This window comes from Priestia sp. MDV22-iso46 (assembly GCF_058629175.1).
Genome location: NZ_JBZVWT010000001.1, coordinates 741038 through 757718 on the forward strand (window position 1 = coordinate 741038; position 16681 = coordinate 757718).

At 36.6% G+C, this 16681-nt stretch carries 12 protein-coding genes; all 12 read right to left on the bottom strand.

Annotated features, from left to right (window positions below; all coding sequences use genetic code 11):
* Positions 1-473: 473 nt before the first annotated feature.
* Positions 474-1292 carry a hypothetical protein gene (locus tag AC4NPH_RS03870; RefSeq protein WP_491938568.1) on the bottom strand — a complete coding sequence of 273 codons (819 nt, stop codon included), beginning with the start codon at positions 1290-1292 and terminating at the stop codon, positions 474-476.
* Positions 1293-1619: 327 nt separating this feature from the next.
* On the bottom strand, positions 1620-2507 hold the full coding sequence (locus tag AC4NPH_RS03875) for a restriction endonuclease (RefSeq protein ID WP_491938569.1): 888 nt from the start codon (positions 2505-2507) through the stop codon (positions 1620-1622).
* A complete protein-coding gene (locus tag AC4NPH_RS03880) occupies positions 2504-3622 on the bottom strand; it encodes a ParB/RepB/Spo0J family partition protein (protein WP_491938570.1) in 1119 nt (372 codons plus the stop codon). Before AC4NPH_RS03880 ends, AC4NPH_RS03875 begins: the two co-directional genes overlap by 4 nt.
* A gap of 375 nt (positions 3623-3997) precedes the next feature.
* Complete coding sequence (locus AC4NPH_RS03885; protein WP_491938733.1) at positions 3998-4252, bottom strand: peptidoglycan-binding domain-containing protein; 255 nt, start codon at positions 4250-4252, stop codon at positions 3998-4000.
* The gene (locus tag AC4NPH_RS03890) at positions 4249-4995 is read right to left on the bottom strand and encodes a LysM peptidoglycan-binding domain-containing protein (protein ID WP_491938571.1); all 747 of its coding nucleotides are present in this window, start codon (positions 4993-4995) and stop codon (positions 4249-4251) included. Before AC4NPH_RS03890 ends, AC4NPH_RS03885 begins: the two co-directional genes overlap by 4 nt.
* A 53-nt stretch (positions 4996-5048) precedes the next feature.
* Positions 5049-5576: a phage holin family protein gene (locus AC4NPH_RS03895; protein ID WP_491938572.1), complete on the bottom strand. Its 528-nt coding sequence runs from the start codon at positions 5574-5576 to the stop codon at positions 5049-5051.
* 35 nt (positions 5577-5611) lie between these two features.
* A complete protein-coding gene (locus tag AC4NPH_RS03900; RefSeq protein ID WP_491938573.1) occupies positions 5612-6193 on the bottom strand; it encodes a hypothetical protein in 582 nt (193 codons plus the stop codon).
* Between the two features lie 21 nt (positions 6194-6214).
* A complete protein-coding gene (locus AC4NPH_RS03905; RefSeq protein ID WP_491938574.1) occupies positions 6215-8908 on the bottom strand; it encodes a hypothetical protein in 2694 nt (897 codons plus the stop codon).
* A gap of 55 nt (positions 8909-8963) precedes the next feature.
* A complete protein-coding gene (locus tag AC4NPH_RS03910) occupies positions 8964-10040 on the bottom strand; it encodes a hypothetical protein (RefSeq protein WP_491938575.1) in 1077 nt (358 codons plus the stop codon).
* A 26-nt stretch (positions 10041-10066) separates the two neighbouring features.
* On the bottom strand, positions 10067-11551 hold the full coding sequence (locus AC4NPH_RS03915) for a phage tail spike protein (RefSeq protein WP_491938576.1): 1485 nt from the start codon (positions 11549-11551) through the stop codon (positions 10067-10069).
* A gap of 18 nt (positions 11552-11569) precedes the next feature.
* Positions 11570-13027 carry a distal tail protein Dit gene (locus AC4NPH_RS03920; protein WP_491938577.1) on the bottom strand — a complete coding sequence of 486 codons (1458 nt, stop codon included), beginning with the start codon at positions 13025-13027 and terminating at the stop codon, positions 11570-11572.
* Positions 13011-16589 (bottom strand): peptidoglycan DD-metalloendopeptidase family protein, encoded by a 3579-nt coding sequence (locus AC4NPH_RS03925; RefSeq protein WP_491938578.1) that lies wholly within the window; start codon positions 16587-16589, stop codon positions 13011-13013. The genes AC4NPH_RS03920 and AC4NPH_RS03925 overlap by 17 nt, the downstream gene beginning before the upstream one ends.
* Between the last annotated feature and the right edge of the window lie 92 nt (positions 16590-16681).

Consider the following 16681-nt stretch of genomic DNA (forward strand, 5'->3'; position numbering starts at 1 on the left):
TTCAAGTTAATAGTATGTTTGGGCTTACCTTTAACTCGCCAGCACTTAACCCTAAAATCATAGAAAATACCATATTCTTTTTCATCTTTTAAAACGTTTCATCTTCTAGATAAATGAGAAATCGAATTAGGCTTTTTAAAGATTGTTGAAAATTCCACACAAAAAAGCTGCTGTCACCAGCAGCTTTCTTTAGATTTCTCGTATTTAGAAAAGGTGACCAGCATCTTTTATTTTCAAACTCAGGTAAAAGGAGAAAATCAACAATTCTGCATTTTGGATTTTCAAAATATTTTATTATATGTCGTATTAAGTGTGACAAAGAATTTCCGTTGTCTTTTTTCAGGACTTCTAAAATCAAATATATAAATTAGATCAATAACGTTCTTTATTAGCATTCAACTGAAGGTTAGCAAACTCAAACCTTTAGATACTTAGCATTTTTAATAAGATAGGCAAATTTGCACTAATTGATATTAATGGGTAAGTTTATATACTCTCCCAAAGCTAATTTCACATTTGTATTTCATCCAATTATTAATAGCTAAACGCAAAGCTTTCTTAATCTCAATTAAGGAAGGTTTATCCTTAGGAGATGGTGTATTTCCAGAGCCATGCCTAGATAAAATCCCTGATGCATCTTTAGAGTTAATGTATTGAGAATAGCCTGCTAGTTTACTTAAAGATTCTAGTAACTCACTAGATAAATCTTTTCTCCCGTGAACTTTACGGTTACTTACTTTCAAACTAAGATCATTCCTTATATTTTCAAAAATTTTATATGTGTTAATTAGAAAATAAATAGTTTCTTCTTCACCAAGTGTAAGTAGTAAAAGTACCTCTCTTACCAGGGATTCATTTACAGATAATTCTATGTAATCCTTGACTAAACTTGGCTCTTCGCTTCTCCTTCTAATACGATTAAGGTGTATGTCGTTTAAAATATTTTCATCAAATGGGTTTCCTAACTCTTCAATTGTAATGTCAATGTCTTCAGTCCATGTTCCTGTTCTAAAAAGGTTATCTTTTACATATTCTAGCGTATTGTGATGATAAAAAATATCATCTCCCCTTAGTATATTGATTCCACTAAGTAATCTTAATAAAGTCTTAAGCCTTATATAAGCTCTAGTAGATTCTTCTTCATGAAGAACATTTACATGCGGTGAAGAAAAAAGCGGTGTTATATTTCCACCATCATTTCTGTCATGCCAAAAATAAAAGTGTGGTCCTATATCCCATTCTGCTAGTCCCGGATTTCCGTTAATAGCCAAAGCCCAATGAACTTTACTCATAATTAAACCAGTGCCTCCTAAAATTCAGATTTTTATCAACCTAGCATCATAGCAATTTCTATTCAATGACGATAAGTTGAAACACCTTTTCCTTAAGAAAATAATTAGTTTTTTAATGGATCTTTAGTACGTTCATTTATTCCTCCCATTGCTTACACTTATAGTTGGAAGCACCGCAACAACTATATCAACTGGCCTTTACTTTTATAATTTTAAATTTCATTTAAATACATAAAGGGAAACTCTTATTCATCTTGGAGTTTCCCTTTACGTTTCATTTTGCACATTTTTCATGTGGATTCAAGCATATTCATTAAATTTAATTAACTAGCTATTAATTAACCAATGCTCTAAACCCTCTTGATCGAATTCCCATACTCCATGGCTATTTATTTTGGAAGCAACACCTATTTTCAATAGAGCTTGTGCAATTTGTTCACCATCCATAAGGATCATCCCAACATCTTCAGCGTATATTTTTGCAAACCTAGTGAACCTGCTTGTTGTTATAAAGAGTAAGATCATTGGATAGCCTGATGATTTATTTAGAATTTCTATAATAGGATCTCCTGGATGTTTTTCTACAAGTTTTTCTATAATATTTTCATGTTTACTACCTTGTAGCTGTCTAACCTCTTTGACATCTATATCATTACTGTATCTCTTAGCTTGCCCTATAATACGTAGTGAAAGTTTCTGCAAAATCCTTACATTTATTTCGTAATCTGTACTACTTCCGACAGGAGAAACATCAAGGATTCCACCAAAATCTACTCCTTCATCTTGTGTAGACCTAGTAGTAAAAGCTTGACAATTTAAAGATTCTAACAATTTTTGTCCTAATTTTTCAAAAAGGTTAGGATCAATTTGTTTTAAATAGTTTTGAACCTCTTCAGCTAATCGATACTTCGAGTGCTCTGGTTCTTGTGCAACGGCTAAGTCAGCTTTATATAAAGAAATTATAATATCTCTATCATACTCTCCCCATTTAAAGCACGCTTGTATTCTTTTATCTACACATTCCTGTAAGTGTTTGTTCAACTGAGTCCTGACTCTTTCTAGTACTGTTGAGGCCGAATCAGAAACTTGACTTGGCAAAAGGCTATTATCCATACTATAGATAACTTTTTCAATAGCATCTTGTATATTAATGCGATCTTCAATTCTTATTAGTTGCAAAATTTCTCTTGCAATAACTGGAGCGTATAGCTTCATTCCCCATCCTCTACCTGCTTGATTGCTAAAGCTTGTCTATACCTTTTCCTTCCTTCATTAACCAATTTATTAATGACATTGAAATCCTCTTCAGTAAAAGTCTCAATAGTTTCTAATGATAATTTCTCGAGAGTATTCAACGCTTCTTGTACTTTTTCCTTCCAATCACTTTCTTCTTCACTGCCTAATTTGATCAGAACTTCATTTAAATCACAACGTGGGTCCCTCATTTTTTCTAAAGCCTCTGGAAACTCAACAATTTTCGCTAAGTAGTTGACATCTTTTCCTCGTGGTAGCTTTCTTTCACCGTCTAATTCTTCGGAGGGTATTATCCAGCTATAAAACTCTTGCAGCCTTTCTTCATTCGTAAATTTCCCTTCAGTTTCATTCCACCCTAAATAATCTCTTATTTTTGGAATTCTATATGCTTCTTCAAAGTGAGTAAACAATGATGGACCGGCATGAAATGAAAAATCATCATATTGTTCCATTTGTTTTATTAATTGGAATGTTCGATTGAATCTGTTTACCATTACAACTGTCATACCTAAACTATCGGCAATGGCTCTTGCAGTTTTGCCTTGTGAGAACATTTGATCTATTAAGCTAGCTTTTTGATACGGTCCCCACTCTTTAATACCAGAAAGATGTCGAATTCCTTGAAGATACCATTGATCTGCATTGATATCTTCCCCCTCGCTATTTAATACTAAGACCTCTAAAGTCATTAAACGAGCTTTTTGTTCCTGAGTGAGAGTAACTTCACCTGATGCAGCTTGTAATAATATAGTTTTAATTGCAGCAATACGTCGATTCCCTTCAACCACAACATAGTATTCATCGTTGATCGGTCTTACAACAATTCTATCCAATGGTAGAAAGCCATTTTGAAGAATTGAATTTCTAATGGATTTCACATCAAATTCATCATCAAGCATTTTTTCCAAGGTTGCCCGTTGTACACTTTCTTCAGCAAACCTAGATTCTGGCACTGCCTCAGTTGACCTTACCCTACCTGGAAATTTCTTCCCGATAAACCTTGGATTATTAGGATCTAGCAAAATTTTCTCTACAAGTACATTCACCTGTGAAAGCTTATTTATTATTGATTGCACTATGTTACCCCCATATCGATTAAATGAATTTATAATGTAGTTTTAATGAAGGCCCGGTATCATTTTTACGCACCTTCTTAGATACTAATAACCACCATTAAATAAACTTTTTCTTCTATTCATTATAGCCGAAATTCTTTTTGTTTTATACATAAATACAGTTATAGTGCATTATGTACTTCTTGAAAAATAGTAAGAAATTTTTCTATTATCTAAAACCATAAATAATTAAGCAGTTTACATCTATAATAGGTGCTAAATATCTTTATCATAATTATAAATTTCAAATGTGTTTTCTTGAGAACTGTACAGATATAGGGAAGATAAAATAACGTATTTCTATTTTGGTTAGTACTTTAATTTGATTTAACATCTTTATAATTTCAAAGCTTCCTGTAGTTTGTTCTTGGTATTAAAACCATAAATACCATCTACTTTATCAGGCAAATATACTTTTTGAAAACGAGAAAGTGCGCCTTCTGTCTTGTTTCCAAAGATGCCATCAATACCATAGTTTTCAGCATCTTTATCCGGATAGAAGTTAACCGCGACAAGCGCTTCTTGTAACTGGCGAACAGCTTTTCCTCGATCTCCTTGTTTTAATACGCCTGAAGGTAATTTATATTCTATTTGTTTTTTTTAGGTGTTTCACACTTTAGTGTATATGAATTTTGAGCTAATCCAAATTTAATTGTTTGTCCCACTTTCAACTTGCTAGGATCTACACCTGGGTTTGCTGCAATTAAATCCTCAACAGTAATGCCTTCTTTTCCATCTTTTAAAGCAATACTCCAAAATGTATCCCCTTCTTGAATTGTGTATAATCCTGGTACTGGATCAGGTTGTTTAGATCCTGGTAGCATATCATCTAATACATCTTTGAAAGCCTTATTATAATCAAATACACAACATGCTTTCCAAGAGTATCCAGGCATTTCATTATGAGCTTTATCATATTTCCCTATTCCATCTGCAACTAAAGCTTTATGAAGATCCACAATTGAATGGACAGTAGGATCAGTAAGTTTATCAGTTCGATAATCACCAATAACACAAATACCTAAACCAATGTTATTGCTATTCCCTACATGATAAGATTTCTTAGAAATATCTACACAGTAATAAATAGTCGCCTTTCCATTCACAACATGTTTAGGATCAATGATTAAATGATAAGCAATTTCTGGCCAACCGTTTGTTCTTACATGAAAATCTGCAAATGATTCAATTTTAGATCCACCTGCGGATAACTTTGTTAATGAATGATGCCATACGCGGGTTGTAATAGCTTTTGTACGCTTACTGTATGAACCTTTATGAACTAATTTACCTCGTTTATCAACTAACTGTGGTAGTTTTTCAAATATATACATTTTCATCTTCCTTTCAAATTTAGATATAAAAAAGCCGCTGCATAAACAGCGACTTACTTAATTTCTTCTTTTTCTTCTTTTTCTTCTTTTTTGACTTTAGCTGTAACAATAGGCGGATTTGGTGTAACGACTGCTGGCACTTCTAAAGTTGAAGGTACAACAGGTTTTTCTTCTTCTTTTTGTGGCTTGCTTCTTAAAACGGCAATTGCTTTGGTTAATGGTTCTGGAACATAAACACCCATTTTTCCAGCGTTCTCAACAATGGAAAGCACTTCATTCAGGCAATAAGCGGTAATTACAACACTCATAGCTAGATAACCAACTTCAATTTTGTTTTCAATTAGCAATAGATCCACCAAATGACTGACCGCTACCATTGCAAAAATAAATACTTTACGGGCTATACCCATTAATCCAACACGACTTTTTAATTCCCCGTTTATGGATGCTGCTGCCATACCTGACAGATAATCAATAACCATTAACGCAACCAAAATATTTAACATGGGTGTCCACGCTCCAAATAAAAAAGCGATTACTCCACCAGAAACGGTTAGTAACCATTTGAAAATTTGTTCCACCTTTACTCCCTCCTTTAAGAATTAAAAAAAGATGCTTATTCAGCATCTAATGTAAGAATGGATACATCTTCAACAAACGTTAAATTTCTTAGCTCCTGGACATCGGCATATTCTGTTTCATCGATTTCCTTAGTTAAATCATCAAGTCTTCTAATAAGCTGATCCTTAAAGGAATTTGCATATGTGACCAGGCTAATAAATTCTTCTTTTGTATATTTTTTAATACCGTTGTTCTTTGTTTGAACTTGGACGGTAGTTAAAGCTGGATTTAATAAGAGTAAAATTTGTTTTTGAGAAAAATCGTTTTGCTGATCTGGCCCATATAAAAACTTATCTCCATTTGTATATTCAAATCCTGAAGCAATGACCAGGTTACATTGCTGTTCCAATTCTTCAATTTTGAACGGTTTCAAATAATTGGCCACAACTTGCGGTGTTACAGTGTCAGGATCTAAGTCATCTTCTCCTACGCAATAACCTACCTGGAAACCAGATAAAACACCATATTCACCCTCTGCTGTTGTATAAACAAATTGATCAAGTTTAGATGTGTGATTCACAATGTTTTCAATGATATTCCCTACTTGGTTTTCAATATTTAGAGATACAAATTTCACGCTTGTTTGCTCCTTCAGTCTTTATTTATAAGTGATTTCTAGTTTTGCCGTTGCATCGAATTTTGCATAGTAGTTTTGATTAGTTGAGTTAATATAAATTCCAATGCCCTTATAAGATCCACTAACAAAGCCAGCATAGAATGAGCTAGGAATAGTAATCCATTTCCCTTCATTCAGCTTAAAGCTTGCTGTTGTTTGCGGTGACTGATAAGAAGGTGCTCCGCTCAGCTTGCTTGTATACGTATGTGGTTTAAAGTACGTAGTAACAGGAGCGGCATTTCCGCCCGCATTTTTACGATGTACATACATTCTAATTTGAGTAATCGTCTTTCCAGAAAGAGAAGGCAATGAAAAGAACCATAAACCGCGATAAATACCATAGCTGCCCCATTTACCTTGCACCACTTCATTTTGACCGTACCACTGACCGCCAAAATTATCACGCCAGCTATCACCGCTACTTGCTGTAATGGTTACAGTAGTAGGTTGAGCATCCATTGTGCCTCCTGAAGTTGTTCCGTAAGTAAAGGCACCGCGAACCTGGCCCCCTGCCACTTCACCTTTAGTATTGGTTCCACCGCTTGGAGCTGTGCCCTGTCCGAAAATGTCTCCACCATAACAATGCAAGCCGTAGGTTGCAGCGCTCCCTTTACAGTTAGTAAGGAAAACACGCCCACCGTAACGCGAACTGATACCCAAATCCGCACCGTATGTTTCACATTGATCCATTTCTGTAAATCCTGCTGTTGTATCGTAATTCATACTGGAGCCATTACCATACACTTTCATTTTTTCTAATTTCACATAAGAATTACGTAGTAAACTCACAACAGCATAATCAAGCTTTTTGCCGTTAATGGTACCTCCAGTAAAAAAAATGTTTAACAAGTTATTTTTAATCACTGGATTTCCGTAAAACTTAGCGCTGCCTAGTGATAAATTGATAGATCCTGAACCTAAAAAGCCGCTAATTTCAAAGCTTTCATACATCAAGGAATTATAAGCTACGTTAATTGTGGCTTTTCCATCGTAATACTTTGGAATACGTCTTATAGCTTCTGTTACTGTTGCAAGCGGCTTTGTCCATCCCGTACCCTCGTTATCATCGTTAGGTTCAATGGCCCCTGAATATTCTAAAAGCCTGTCAGAGACAAAAAGGTTTATATCATCCGCACCATACTCTACCACTGTAGGACTATCAAAATTACCTACATATAAATCACTAAACCCGCCCTGGGCAGCATCCAGTGAAGCAATTAATTCATCATTTGCATTGTAAACCTCAATTCGACCATTCCCGCCAGATCCACCAAACTGGGCTATGCCACCTTGTAAACTGTCAAAAGAAACTGATTTAGCTTTAACGTGTCGGCCCTCAATGCCACCGTCAACAATTAAATCGCCACCCGCTTTTCTCCGCCAAATAAGATTGTCTACATAAAATTTGTTTGTCGTTTCTCCATTAGACGAAAAGCTCATGTAAAACTGTAAATAGGCGGTACCTTCAGGAACAACAAAAGAACCACTTTTTTTAACAAAAACGGTTGTTTTCGTTGATTCATTCCATCTTAAAGGTGTATTCCAGATGTTTAATGATAGTCTTTTAGCGTCATAGCATAAAAAGCCCACTCGTCCATCACCTGAACCAGCTGTATTTAAATAGCGGCCCTCCGCTTGGATAAACATTTCTTCACTAGGATTAACAGGTATAAGGTTATTTACATAGATGCTGTTATTAGAGCTTGATAAAGCATCTAGGGCCAATGCTTTGTTTGATCCGTTTCCATTTTGAAAGCTTGAAATATCTTCTACCCTAATTTTAGATCTATTTGCTTCATAACTTGGATAGTAACCGTTGGGGAACTCGCCTATAGTATCATTTTCAAAGTCAGGATTTTCAACTAAATTTGTCCAATCGGCTAGTAAAAGGGCTTGTGCAAAAATGGTTCCTGTTGCTACTGATCCACCGTTAAATTTCGTTTCATCACCTTTATATTTCCATAGACCGACCTTATTTGCTGCATCGGTCCACTTCTCACCATAAAGGCCCAAATCATCCAGAGCATCTTGGCCCTTCTTATCCGCTGCATCTGAATTGTCTTTTTGCTTGACAGCTGTTGCAACTACTAGTGCATTGACTGCATTTTCGTATTGCAAAAACTTATCTCGAAACGTTGATTTTGTAACAGCGATTGTTTTTGCTTTATTGGCCGTGGATAGATCCCAAACGTCAACAGGTGTAAGACCTTCTAAATAGGTTTTTAAATTCGTATATTGAGTAGCTACCTCAATATACGTTGTATCAGCTGTTGAAATGCCCGCATTTAATGCCTGTTTCCGAACAGTATACAATTCTCCTTTACCGCTACTATCCAGGGTAGAAGCAGCTGGCAAGGTTGTGGCATTATCCGCAATGACATAACCGATGATTTCAGTAATACGGTCTTTTAAAATTTTCCGTTCGGTATAATCAATTACACTGTCGCTTGTAATATCATCAATGCTTTTGTTTATGTTTTCAATCGTATCTGAATAGTTAGGATCAAGCTCTCCTATATCCACCCATGAAGAACCGCCCCATTTTTTCATCATATTAGGGGTTACACTTGTATCTAGCCATAATGTCCCAACAGTAGGATTTGCTGGTGCTGTTCCTGAAACAATAGCATCGTTCATATCTACTAGTGAAATTGTTCCTGTTGCTAAAGGTGCCATTTGCTATTTACTCCTTTCAAGAACGAATAAAAAGAGCGGTTGCCCGCTCCTTTTATCAAGCTTTATCTATATCACATGTTACATTTCCGCGAACATTAATATCTGCGGCATTAACTGTAATTGATTTTCCCGTTTTACTCCAGGTTGTATTTTTAACATTGTTTGCGTCATATATAGACCATTTGTAAGTAAATGCTGTTCCTGCTGCATCCACTTCAGCCCCGGCCTGAAATACCTTAGCAGTTAAACTTGTAGTCCCTTGTCCATTTTTAAATGTATTTGTCCCTACGATTGTAACAACGTATGGATCACTAACATCTACCACTGTACAAACATCGTTATATTTTATATTGTTATATGTTGCAACACACTTGAAAGCCTCTACACTAGGAATTGCGCTTGCTGGAATCGTAATTGTATCTGTTGTATAGCCTGTTACTCCTGCATTTGATGTAGAAGTAAGCAAACGCCAACCAGCGCCCCCATCTGCATCCCCACCGCTTGACGTTGTAGCAGCAGGATCTTGGATATACCATTTAAAGGCTGTAGGTGTTACCTTTGAGGCTCCCTTGTATACATCAACAGTTGCTTTGACAGTCCCATTTGAATTACGTGTAACATTTCCGTCTGGCGTCCAAACAACAGCTCTTACAGCATCTTGACCAGCTGCACCATTAGAACCATTTGTACCATTTGTTACTTTAATAATTTCATATTCTGCTTTTGTGGTTACATCAAAGCCCGTGTCTGGATCTGTATAAACAACCTCACACATATAAGTCATTGAGTTAGCAGAAGCAAGTACATTTCCCTTAATTGTTAATGTTTTAGGCGCTGTAGTTCCTAAAGTATAGTTTGTATCACTCGCTGTAATTTCAGTGAAATTGCCGCTGCTATTTGTTTGATAGAACCATTTAATTGATTTAGCTTTATCTGCAATATTCGTGTTAGTCCCTGCAATATATAATTGAGGCGTTAACACGTTATTTGAACTGGCATAGTTCGGTGTATATGAACCGCCATTAGGGTTATAAATAACTTGTCTTTGTTGTGATGAACCGATAAATGCAATTAGTTGTTTTGCATCTGTTACATCAATTAACGTCATACTGCCTGTAGCTACTGTCGCCATAAACATTTCACTCTTTTCTATGTTTTTTATTCTTCTTCTGGTAAATCTAAATCACAAGTAAAGATAGCTCGTTGAACAACATCAAACGAACTAACTGTGATTTTGTTACCTATCCCTACATGCTCATAATTCCAATCCACATCAAAAAAACCGTCTTTATCTTTTTTCGTCCAGATAAAAGCGGTTTTTGGAAGTGTATCGGTAATATTCTCTTTTCCTTTGTAGACAATAGCTGTTATCTCTGTATCAATCAGGCCGTTTTTAAATGTTGTGCCGTTACTAGAAACAAGCTCTACCTTATAAGGAACTTGCTTTTTTACTTCTTCTACGCCTTCCTGGGCCTCTTTTGCCCGGTCAATAGTGGCATTCCATACTTTTTCCTTTAACTGAAGGGTACGCTGCGCTTTTTCTACTGCTTGAATTGGTTGAATTGTAAGCGGGACATATTCACCAAGTACAATAGATCCTTTATCCTTTTGGACTGTACTTAATTCCTTATTTAAAATTCTGGCTTCTAAATAAGTACGTGGTTCAGATGATATATCTTTTATGAAAATGGTATCGCCAATAGAAACCTTTGTATGCTCATACCCTTCTAGCTGTTCCATCATTACTACTGTTGCCTCGTATGAATAAACTGGATGATTTACTTTTTTTAAAGCTTCTATTGTGTTATCAAAAAGCTCTACGGGATTTGTGGCGGTTTCATCAATAAATTTATCAACTACATTTGCGCCATTGTTCCCGTATTCCTGAAGGGCATTGACATCTACAATCATGTTTCCGACTACTTCAAACCCTTCTGGCGGTTTCTTTTGAGCATTCATAAGTAAAATAGGATTTCCGTTTTTGTCCTCATTACTAGCAATACCGATCATAGCCGTAACAATTTTATTTCCATCCTCAATTTTACGTAAACCCTCTAAATTCCTTGCATATTCAAAGCTAACACCTGTTTTTGTGCCGCGCTTTTCATAGAGATTTACAACTTTCCGCGCAACCTCTTGTCCATCGAATTCTACCTTAAATTCAATTTCTGCACCGAATTGTTTAATCGTATTACGGATGGCTTCTAAAGCTGTTGGGTAATCGTCAAAATCTACTGAAATGATTTCATCATAATAGCAAACGCCTAGCTCCCATCCTGTATTACTCAAAAGAAATTTAACTATATCGGATAAGCTGGCCCCGACAAAAGACTTTGGCTCAATAATCTGGCCAATTAGATCCTGGGTTGCTGCTGTTTCACAATAAACTGTTTTTATTTCCTCTAATCCATGACTTTCCGTAGTCTTTGTAATCCTGAATAGCTCATAGCCATCTGGATTATCGGTATAAATAATAAAAGCTCCCCTACTCAAAAAGCTGGCTTGTGGGTGACTAGCATAGACATCAAACTCTAATGTCGTATATCCATCCTCTAGCTGACCTTTCCAGCTATCTCTAAGAATGGGACAGCCTTTAGGAATCTTATTGTTTAAAACGCCTACGGCATCATAAGTTTTGTTCAAAATATACCACATTAGAATCTATAGCCACCTTTCTGTAAAGGTTACTTTTCCATCCTTAATAGCTGAGTAATCAGAAACCACAAGGCCATTTGCTGCCTTATCTAAAAGTAAAAATTCTGATCCTGGATATAACCGTTCAAGAAAGAGTTTTCCACTCTTATAAATTTCCCCTGTTTCACAATCAATTAGCAGCTTATCACCTGTTCTAAATACATAATCAACTTGATTAGATTGTTTAGATAAAATTTCTCTAAAATAAACATTACTGATCCACATTTGATCTACTGCTGGATCTTTATCATAGGCAGCAATATGCAGCTGAATTTTGGCCACCTTTTGCATATATTTATTTTGCCAATCAGTAAAGGCTTTGTAGTGTCTGGTGTGCGCTCTGCCGTTAGAATCAACCTTTGCAATGTAGCAATGCCATTTCTTGCCGACTCTACCCATTTCTATAATTCCATTAAAATTAGAAAACACGCCTTTATAAGCTCCGTAGGTATTTGTGACAGAAACACCGCCACCATTTACCTTTCCTACCCAAAATTCAAATTGTGGGTTATCTAAGTTATTCCAAATGTCTCTTATCGCTATCTTTCCAAGCTGATTATTATTAATATCGAGCAGATAAATTTCAATTCTGCCCTTTTGGTTTTTATTACTGGATGCAAAGCCTACCTGACATTCCAATTCAAAATCTTGAATTTGCTTTGTTAAGCTTCTTACCATGCTACCGCCATGCCATAAGCCGCTTAGTGTACCATAATCTTTTCCTGCCTGGCTAAATGAATAGCCATTGGAACCAATGGTACCTAATACACGCCCGCCATCTACATTAAAGTTTGTTGCTTGTAACCAATCTGTTGTGCTGCTGCCAGGATCATTTAAAATAACTGGCTTTGTATCCGTTACTGTTTTTTCTGTTGGATCAAAAGGCTCCCCAAAATAAAGGCTTTGCTTGTCTGTTGCAATAAAAAAGTCAGTTACATTTTTAGTGAATGTCATGCTAATTTGTGGAGCTGTTTGCCTATTACCATAATTCACTAACATAGTAGTGTCAGAGGTGATGTTATAGGATCTTTGCTCTCCATATCCGTGCGGATCATGACAAATTAACTTAATGCTGCCTTTTCCTAGATGTTCAATCTTTTCAAGATCCGTGTCACCGTCTAAAATGGCATAATATTTGCGCCCTGGCAGATCCCGAAAAATAATAGGTTGTGGTTCATCATGCTGTAAAAAATCGGCTAGTTGGTCCCCCATTGACATTACTTTTTCTCGGCCAGGTGCCTTAATCGTTAAATCAATAGTTATCGTTCGGTTTCCATGCTTCTTATTTACAAACTGTGAACCACTTTTCATAGGTATATCAATAGATGTTAGTTCAGAAGGCGGCAAAGGCGGCAAATGAACTTTATCTATAATTAAAAAGTCAGGGGTGTTAACCCCTGCAAAACTTTTAATAAGACTGGCCATGTACTACCCACCTTACTCCTTTAGCTCTTAGCTGTTGTTCTGTTTGTTCGTCCATTATCTCTTGCAGCCATTTAGCAAACTTAATGACATCATCCCTATTTGGCAAACCTGAATAAGAAACAGAAACATGGTTTTCAATATGAATAGATTGTTCTTGCTGTTGCCCTTGATTCGTACTTGTATTATTACCTGTAGAGGTAGATAACGGATTCGAGCTTTTATTTTGTTGAAACTCTTTTCCAGCCAGAGCTACCAGTTTCATAGCATCTGTTCTATTGTTATTAGCTGGAGCTGCAAAGCCAGCGTATTCTTTTAAAAAATCTTGAATACTTGACCATACCACTGTTCCAGCAGGAAGGTTAGGGAACAATGTTGCTTTGCTTGGGCTTAATCCTAAAGTTCCACCTGGAAGCAAAAAAGGTTCTTTTTTATTTCCGTCACCTAGTATTGCATCGCCTCCGATGTGTCCGAATAATCCGGTACCCATTCTATATTTACGTTTTCCTCTTGGAGACCAGCCTCTTCGGCCATAGGGTAAATCTCGCCTCCAAGTAGTATTGTTAAAGAATGCTAGTAGTTGGTCATAACCGCTCCAGATGTTTCCGTGTCCTTTTACCGCATAATTTTTAAATGTAGAACTCACAAATTGAAGCAATCCCTTTGCTGGATTTCCGTTTCTCACGTTAATATCACGTAGGGCAGATGATTGTGTAATTTTTTCGTTTCCTTTGGATTCCCTATCAATCTGCGCTATAATCCCGTTAACTTCACGCTCTGTAACTTTTTCATTCATTTGCGCTGCCGCTTTATAAATTAAAGAGCGCCATGCTTTTGCACCTTTACCAGCAGGGCCGCTATCAGCCATACCTTTTAAGTAAGCTAATGGATCAATATACTTTCCATTTCTCTTAATTTTAAGATCCAAATGGTCTCCTGTTGAAAACCCTGTTGAACCCACAAGGCCAATTTTTTGCCCTTCTTTTACCTTTTGTCCCACTTTAACAGGTGGAGCTGTAAGCATGTGAGCATAAGATAATAAGTCTTTTCCTGAAGCAATACGAACCAGATTACCACCAGTAGGATTGTTTACTAATACTTCTCGTACAATTCCATCAGTTAATGACTTAATAATTGTACCAGCGGGTGCAGCTAAATCTAAGCCGTTATGTTTCCCGCCTTTGTGTACTCTATCGTTTTTATTTCCGTTAGGCGTGAAACGTGTTGTGATTCTAAACGGACTATTTAAGTAATAGCTACCGATTCCAGTAGAGGAACCATCGTCACTAGGCATATATTCACTTAACTTACTTTGAAGGAAACTAACAGCTCCATCTTTAATTTTACTAACACCAGAACTTGCAATCTGGCCCATAATCCCGCCTACATTTGGCATTTTTATGCTAAGGGTTTTCCATATCTTATCAACTAACTTTTTAGGATTAGATATATACGACCATACATCATCAATACTATCAGCTACTTTTCCAGCCAGGTCTTTCCCTTTACTTAGAGCTTGGGAGCCTTTTTCTTTTGTCCATTCTCCGACTGCTTTTAGTGGATTTTTAACGCCTGTACCTTTTTTATACATTGGAGGTGCTGCGCCCATTACCTGTTCCGTTTGCTCCCCACTTAATACTTGAGTGCCTTTAGGCCCCCAATATAAAGTAGTGCTGTCAGGACTCATTGTAATTCGTCCATCCGGGAAACGTATTAATTCATTTTTTCCCCCATCACCCGCGAAAAAGTACCCGCCTGGGTGTGAATTAGTACCTGTTGCATAACCAGGAATATCTAATCTAGGAATTTGGCTTTTCTTGCTCACACCGATCTTATCTAAAACAACATTAATACCCTTTTGAGTAATGTTATTAAGAACCGTCTCAAGGCCGCCAGCAAGCTTTGCACCAACAGCAGAAACACCATCTTTTACTTTTCCAGCCATCGACTCGATCCCGCTGCCAATTCGACCAGGTAATTTTTTGGCTCCAGAAACTATATCATCAAAAATTTCCGATGTTTTACTTTTAATATTTGTAAAAATTTCAGTTGTTCGGTTTCTCAAAATTGACCAGGCATTTACTACCCCATCTTTTGTTCTGGAGGCTAAATTAGATACCGTTTTTTGGACTCCTGTCCACAATGAAGTTAGGAAACTACGAACAGAATTAAAAATACTTGTTGTTGCAGATTTCAAAGAATTCCATGTTGAACGAACAGCATTAGCTATTGCAGATGCTGTTTTAGTAATCATAGATTTCAAGAAATTCCATATTCCTGAAAGGAAAGAACGGTATGCATTAAAAATAGTTGTCGTTACTAATTTCAACAAATTCCACGAACCACGGACAGCAGAAACTATTCCAGATGCTGTTTTAGTAATCATAGATTTCAAGAAATTCCATATTCCCGAAAGGAAAGAACGGTACGCATTAAAAATAGTTGTCGTTACCGATTTAAGTATGTTCCAAGATCCCACTACAGCATTTTTTGCTGCTCCTGCACTTGAAGAAAATAACGATTTCAAACCATTCCACAATCCGACAAATGCGCCACGGAAAGAGGAAATAAAGACTTTTCCTAGAGAAAGGAGCTTACCGAACATTTGCAGCTGCACAAAATTCCAAATGAATTGAACAGCTCCCTTAAATATTTGTTTCAAACCCTCCCACATTTTTGAAAAATTGCCTGTAAAAAGACCGGAAAAAACCTTCACCAGCCCTATAATAATATTTAGCGCTCCGCTTATGACACCCTGTATATTTCCCCAAACCGATTTAATTATGGAGAGTATAAAAGGCATAACAAAGCCAATTACAGAAGAAATCCCCTGAAAAACTGCACGTACCACGCTGCCTATATTTGAAAGGGCCTGAAGTATAGTAGTAGAGTTATCCTGCCAAAATTGCTTTATTACGGATAGCTGACTGTGAAAGAATTGTTTCACGGACTCAATAGCTGGTTTTAAGATGTTTAGCGCACTCTGGCCAAGCTTTTGTATACCGCTCATTACGCCAGAAACGCCATCTCTAAATGTTTGAGAGTTGTGATATAAGGCCACAAATCCAACGCCTAATAAGGTTATTGCACTTATGACTATTCCCACCGGGCCAGTTAAAGCAGCAAGTCCCGCTCTTAGAACATTTAATAAACCTCCGGCCCGTGCAATAGCCCCCATCACTGGCGTAAAAACAGGTAAAAGATTACCTATAGCACCAACAAACATGCCTACCATAGTAATTACAGGGCCAAGTGTTGCTAACAGTCCAGCAAAAATAAGCCCTACTGTTTGTAAGGCTGGAGATAATCCAGATATAAAGCTAGAGACTGCTTGAACACCAGATGATACTTTTGGAAGAATATTTTCAGCTACAGAAAGAAGGATATTCCCAAGAGGTAACAATGCTGTTCCTGCTTCACGTAGAGTTCCTTTTAATCTAGCACCAAAGGATTGTTCTACATTTTTAGTCATCTTATCCATTGTACCTTTATTATTTTGTAGCTCTTTATTAATGGTTTTCATGGATAAAACAACATCTGCGCCTTGATCTTCCCATTTCGTCACTTTTGTTATCGTAAAGGCTTTTTATCCTCTACTTCTTATAGTTTCCTATAAGGTCAGCATACATTTTCAATCATAAGACTGTCGTTCACTCG

What these genes read in the sequence shown, in the direction of transcription:
- AC4NPH_RS03870 (WP_491938568.1), bottom strand. Translation starts at nt 1,292, where the DNA reads ATGAGTAAAGTTCATTGGGCTTTGGCTATTAACGGAAATCCGGGACTA.
- AC4NPH_RS03875 (WP_491938569.1), bottom strand. Translation starts at nt 2,507, where the DNA reads ATGAAGCTATACGCTCCAGTTATTGCAAGAGAAATTTTGCAACTAATA.
- AC4NPH_RS03890 (WP_491938571.1), bottom strand. Translation starts at nt 4,995, where the DNA reads ATGTATATATTTGAAAAACTACCACAGTTAGTTGATAAACGAGGTAAA.
- AC4NPH_RS03905 (WP_491938574.1), bottom strand. Translation starts at nt 8,908, where the DNA reads ATGGCACCTTTAGCAACAGGAACAATTTCACTAGTAGATATGAACGAT.
- AC4NPH_RS03910 (WP_491938575.1), bottom strand. Translation starts at nt 10,040, where the DNA reads ATGGCGACAGTAGCTACAGGCAGTATGACGTTAATTGATGTAACAGAT.
- AC4NPH_RS03920 (WP_491938577.1), bottom strand. Translation starts at nt 13,027, where the DNA reads ATGGCCAGTCTTATTAAAAGTTTTGCAGGGGTTAACACCCCTGACTTT.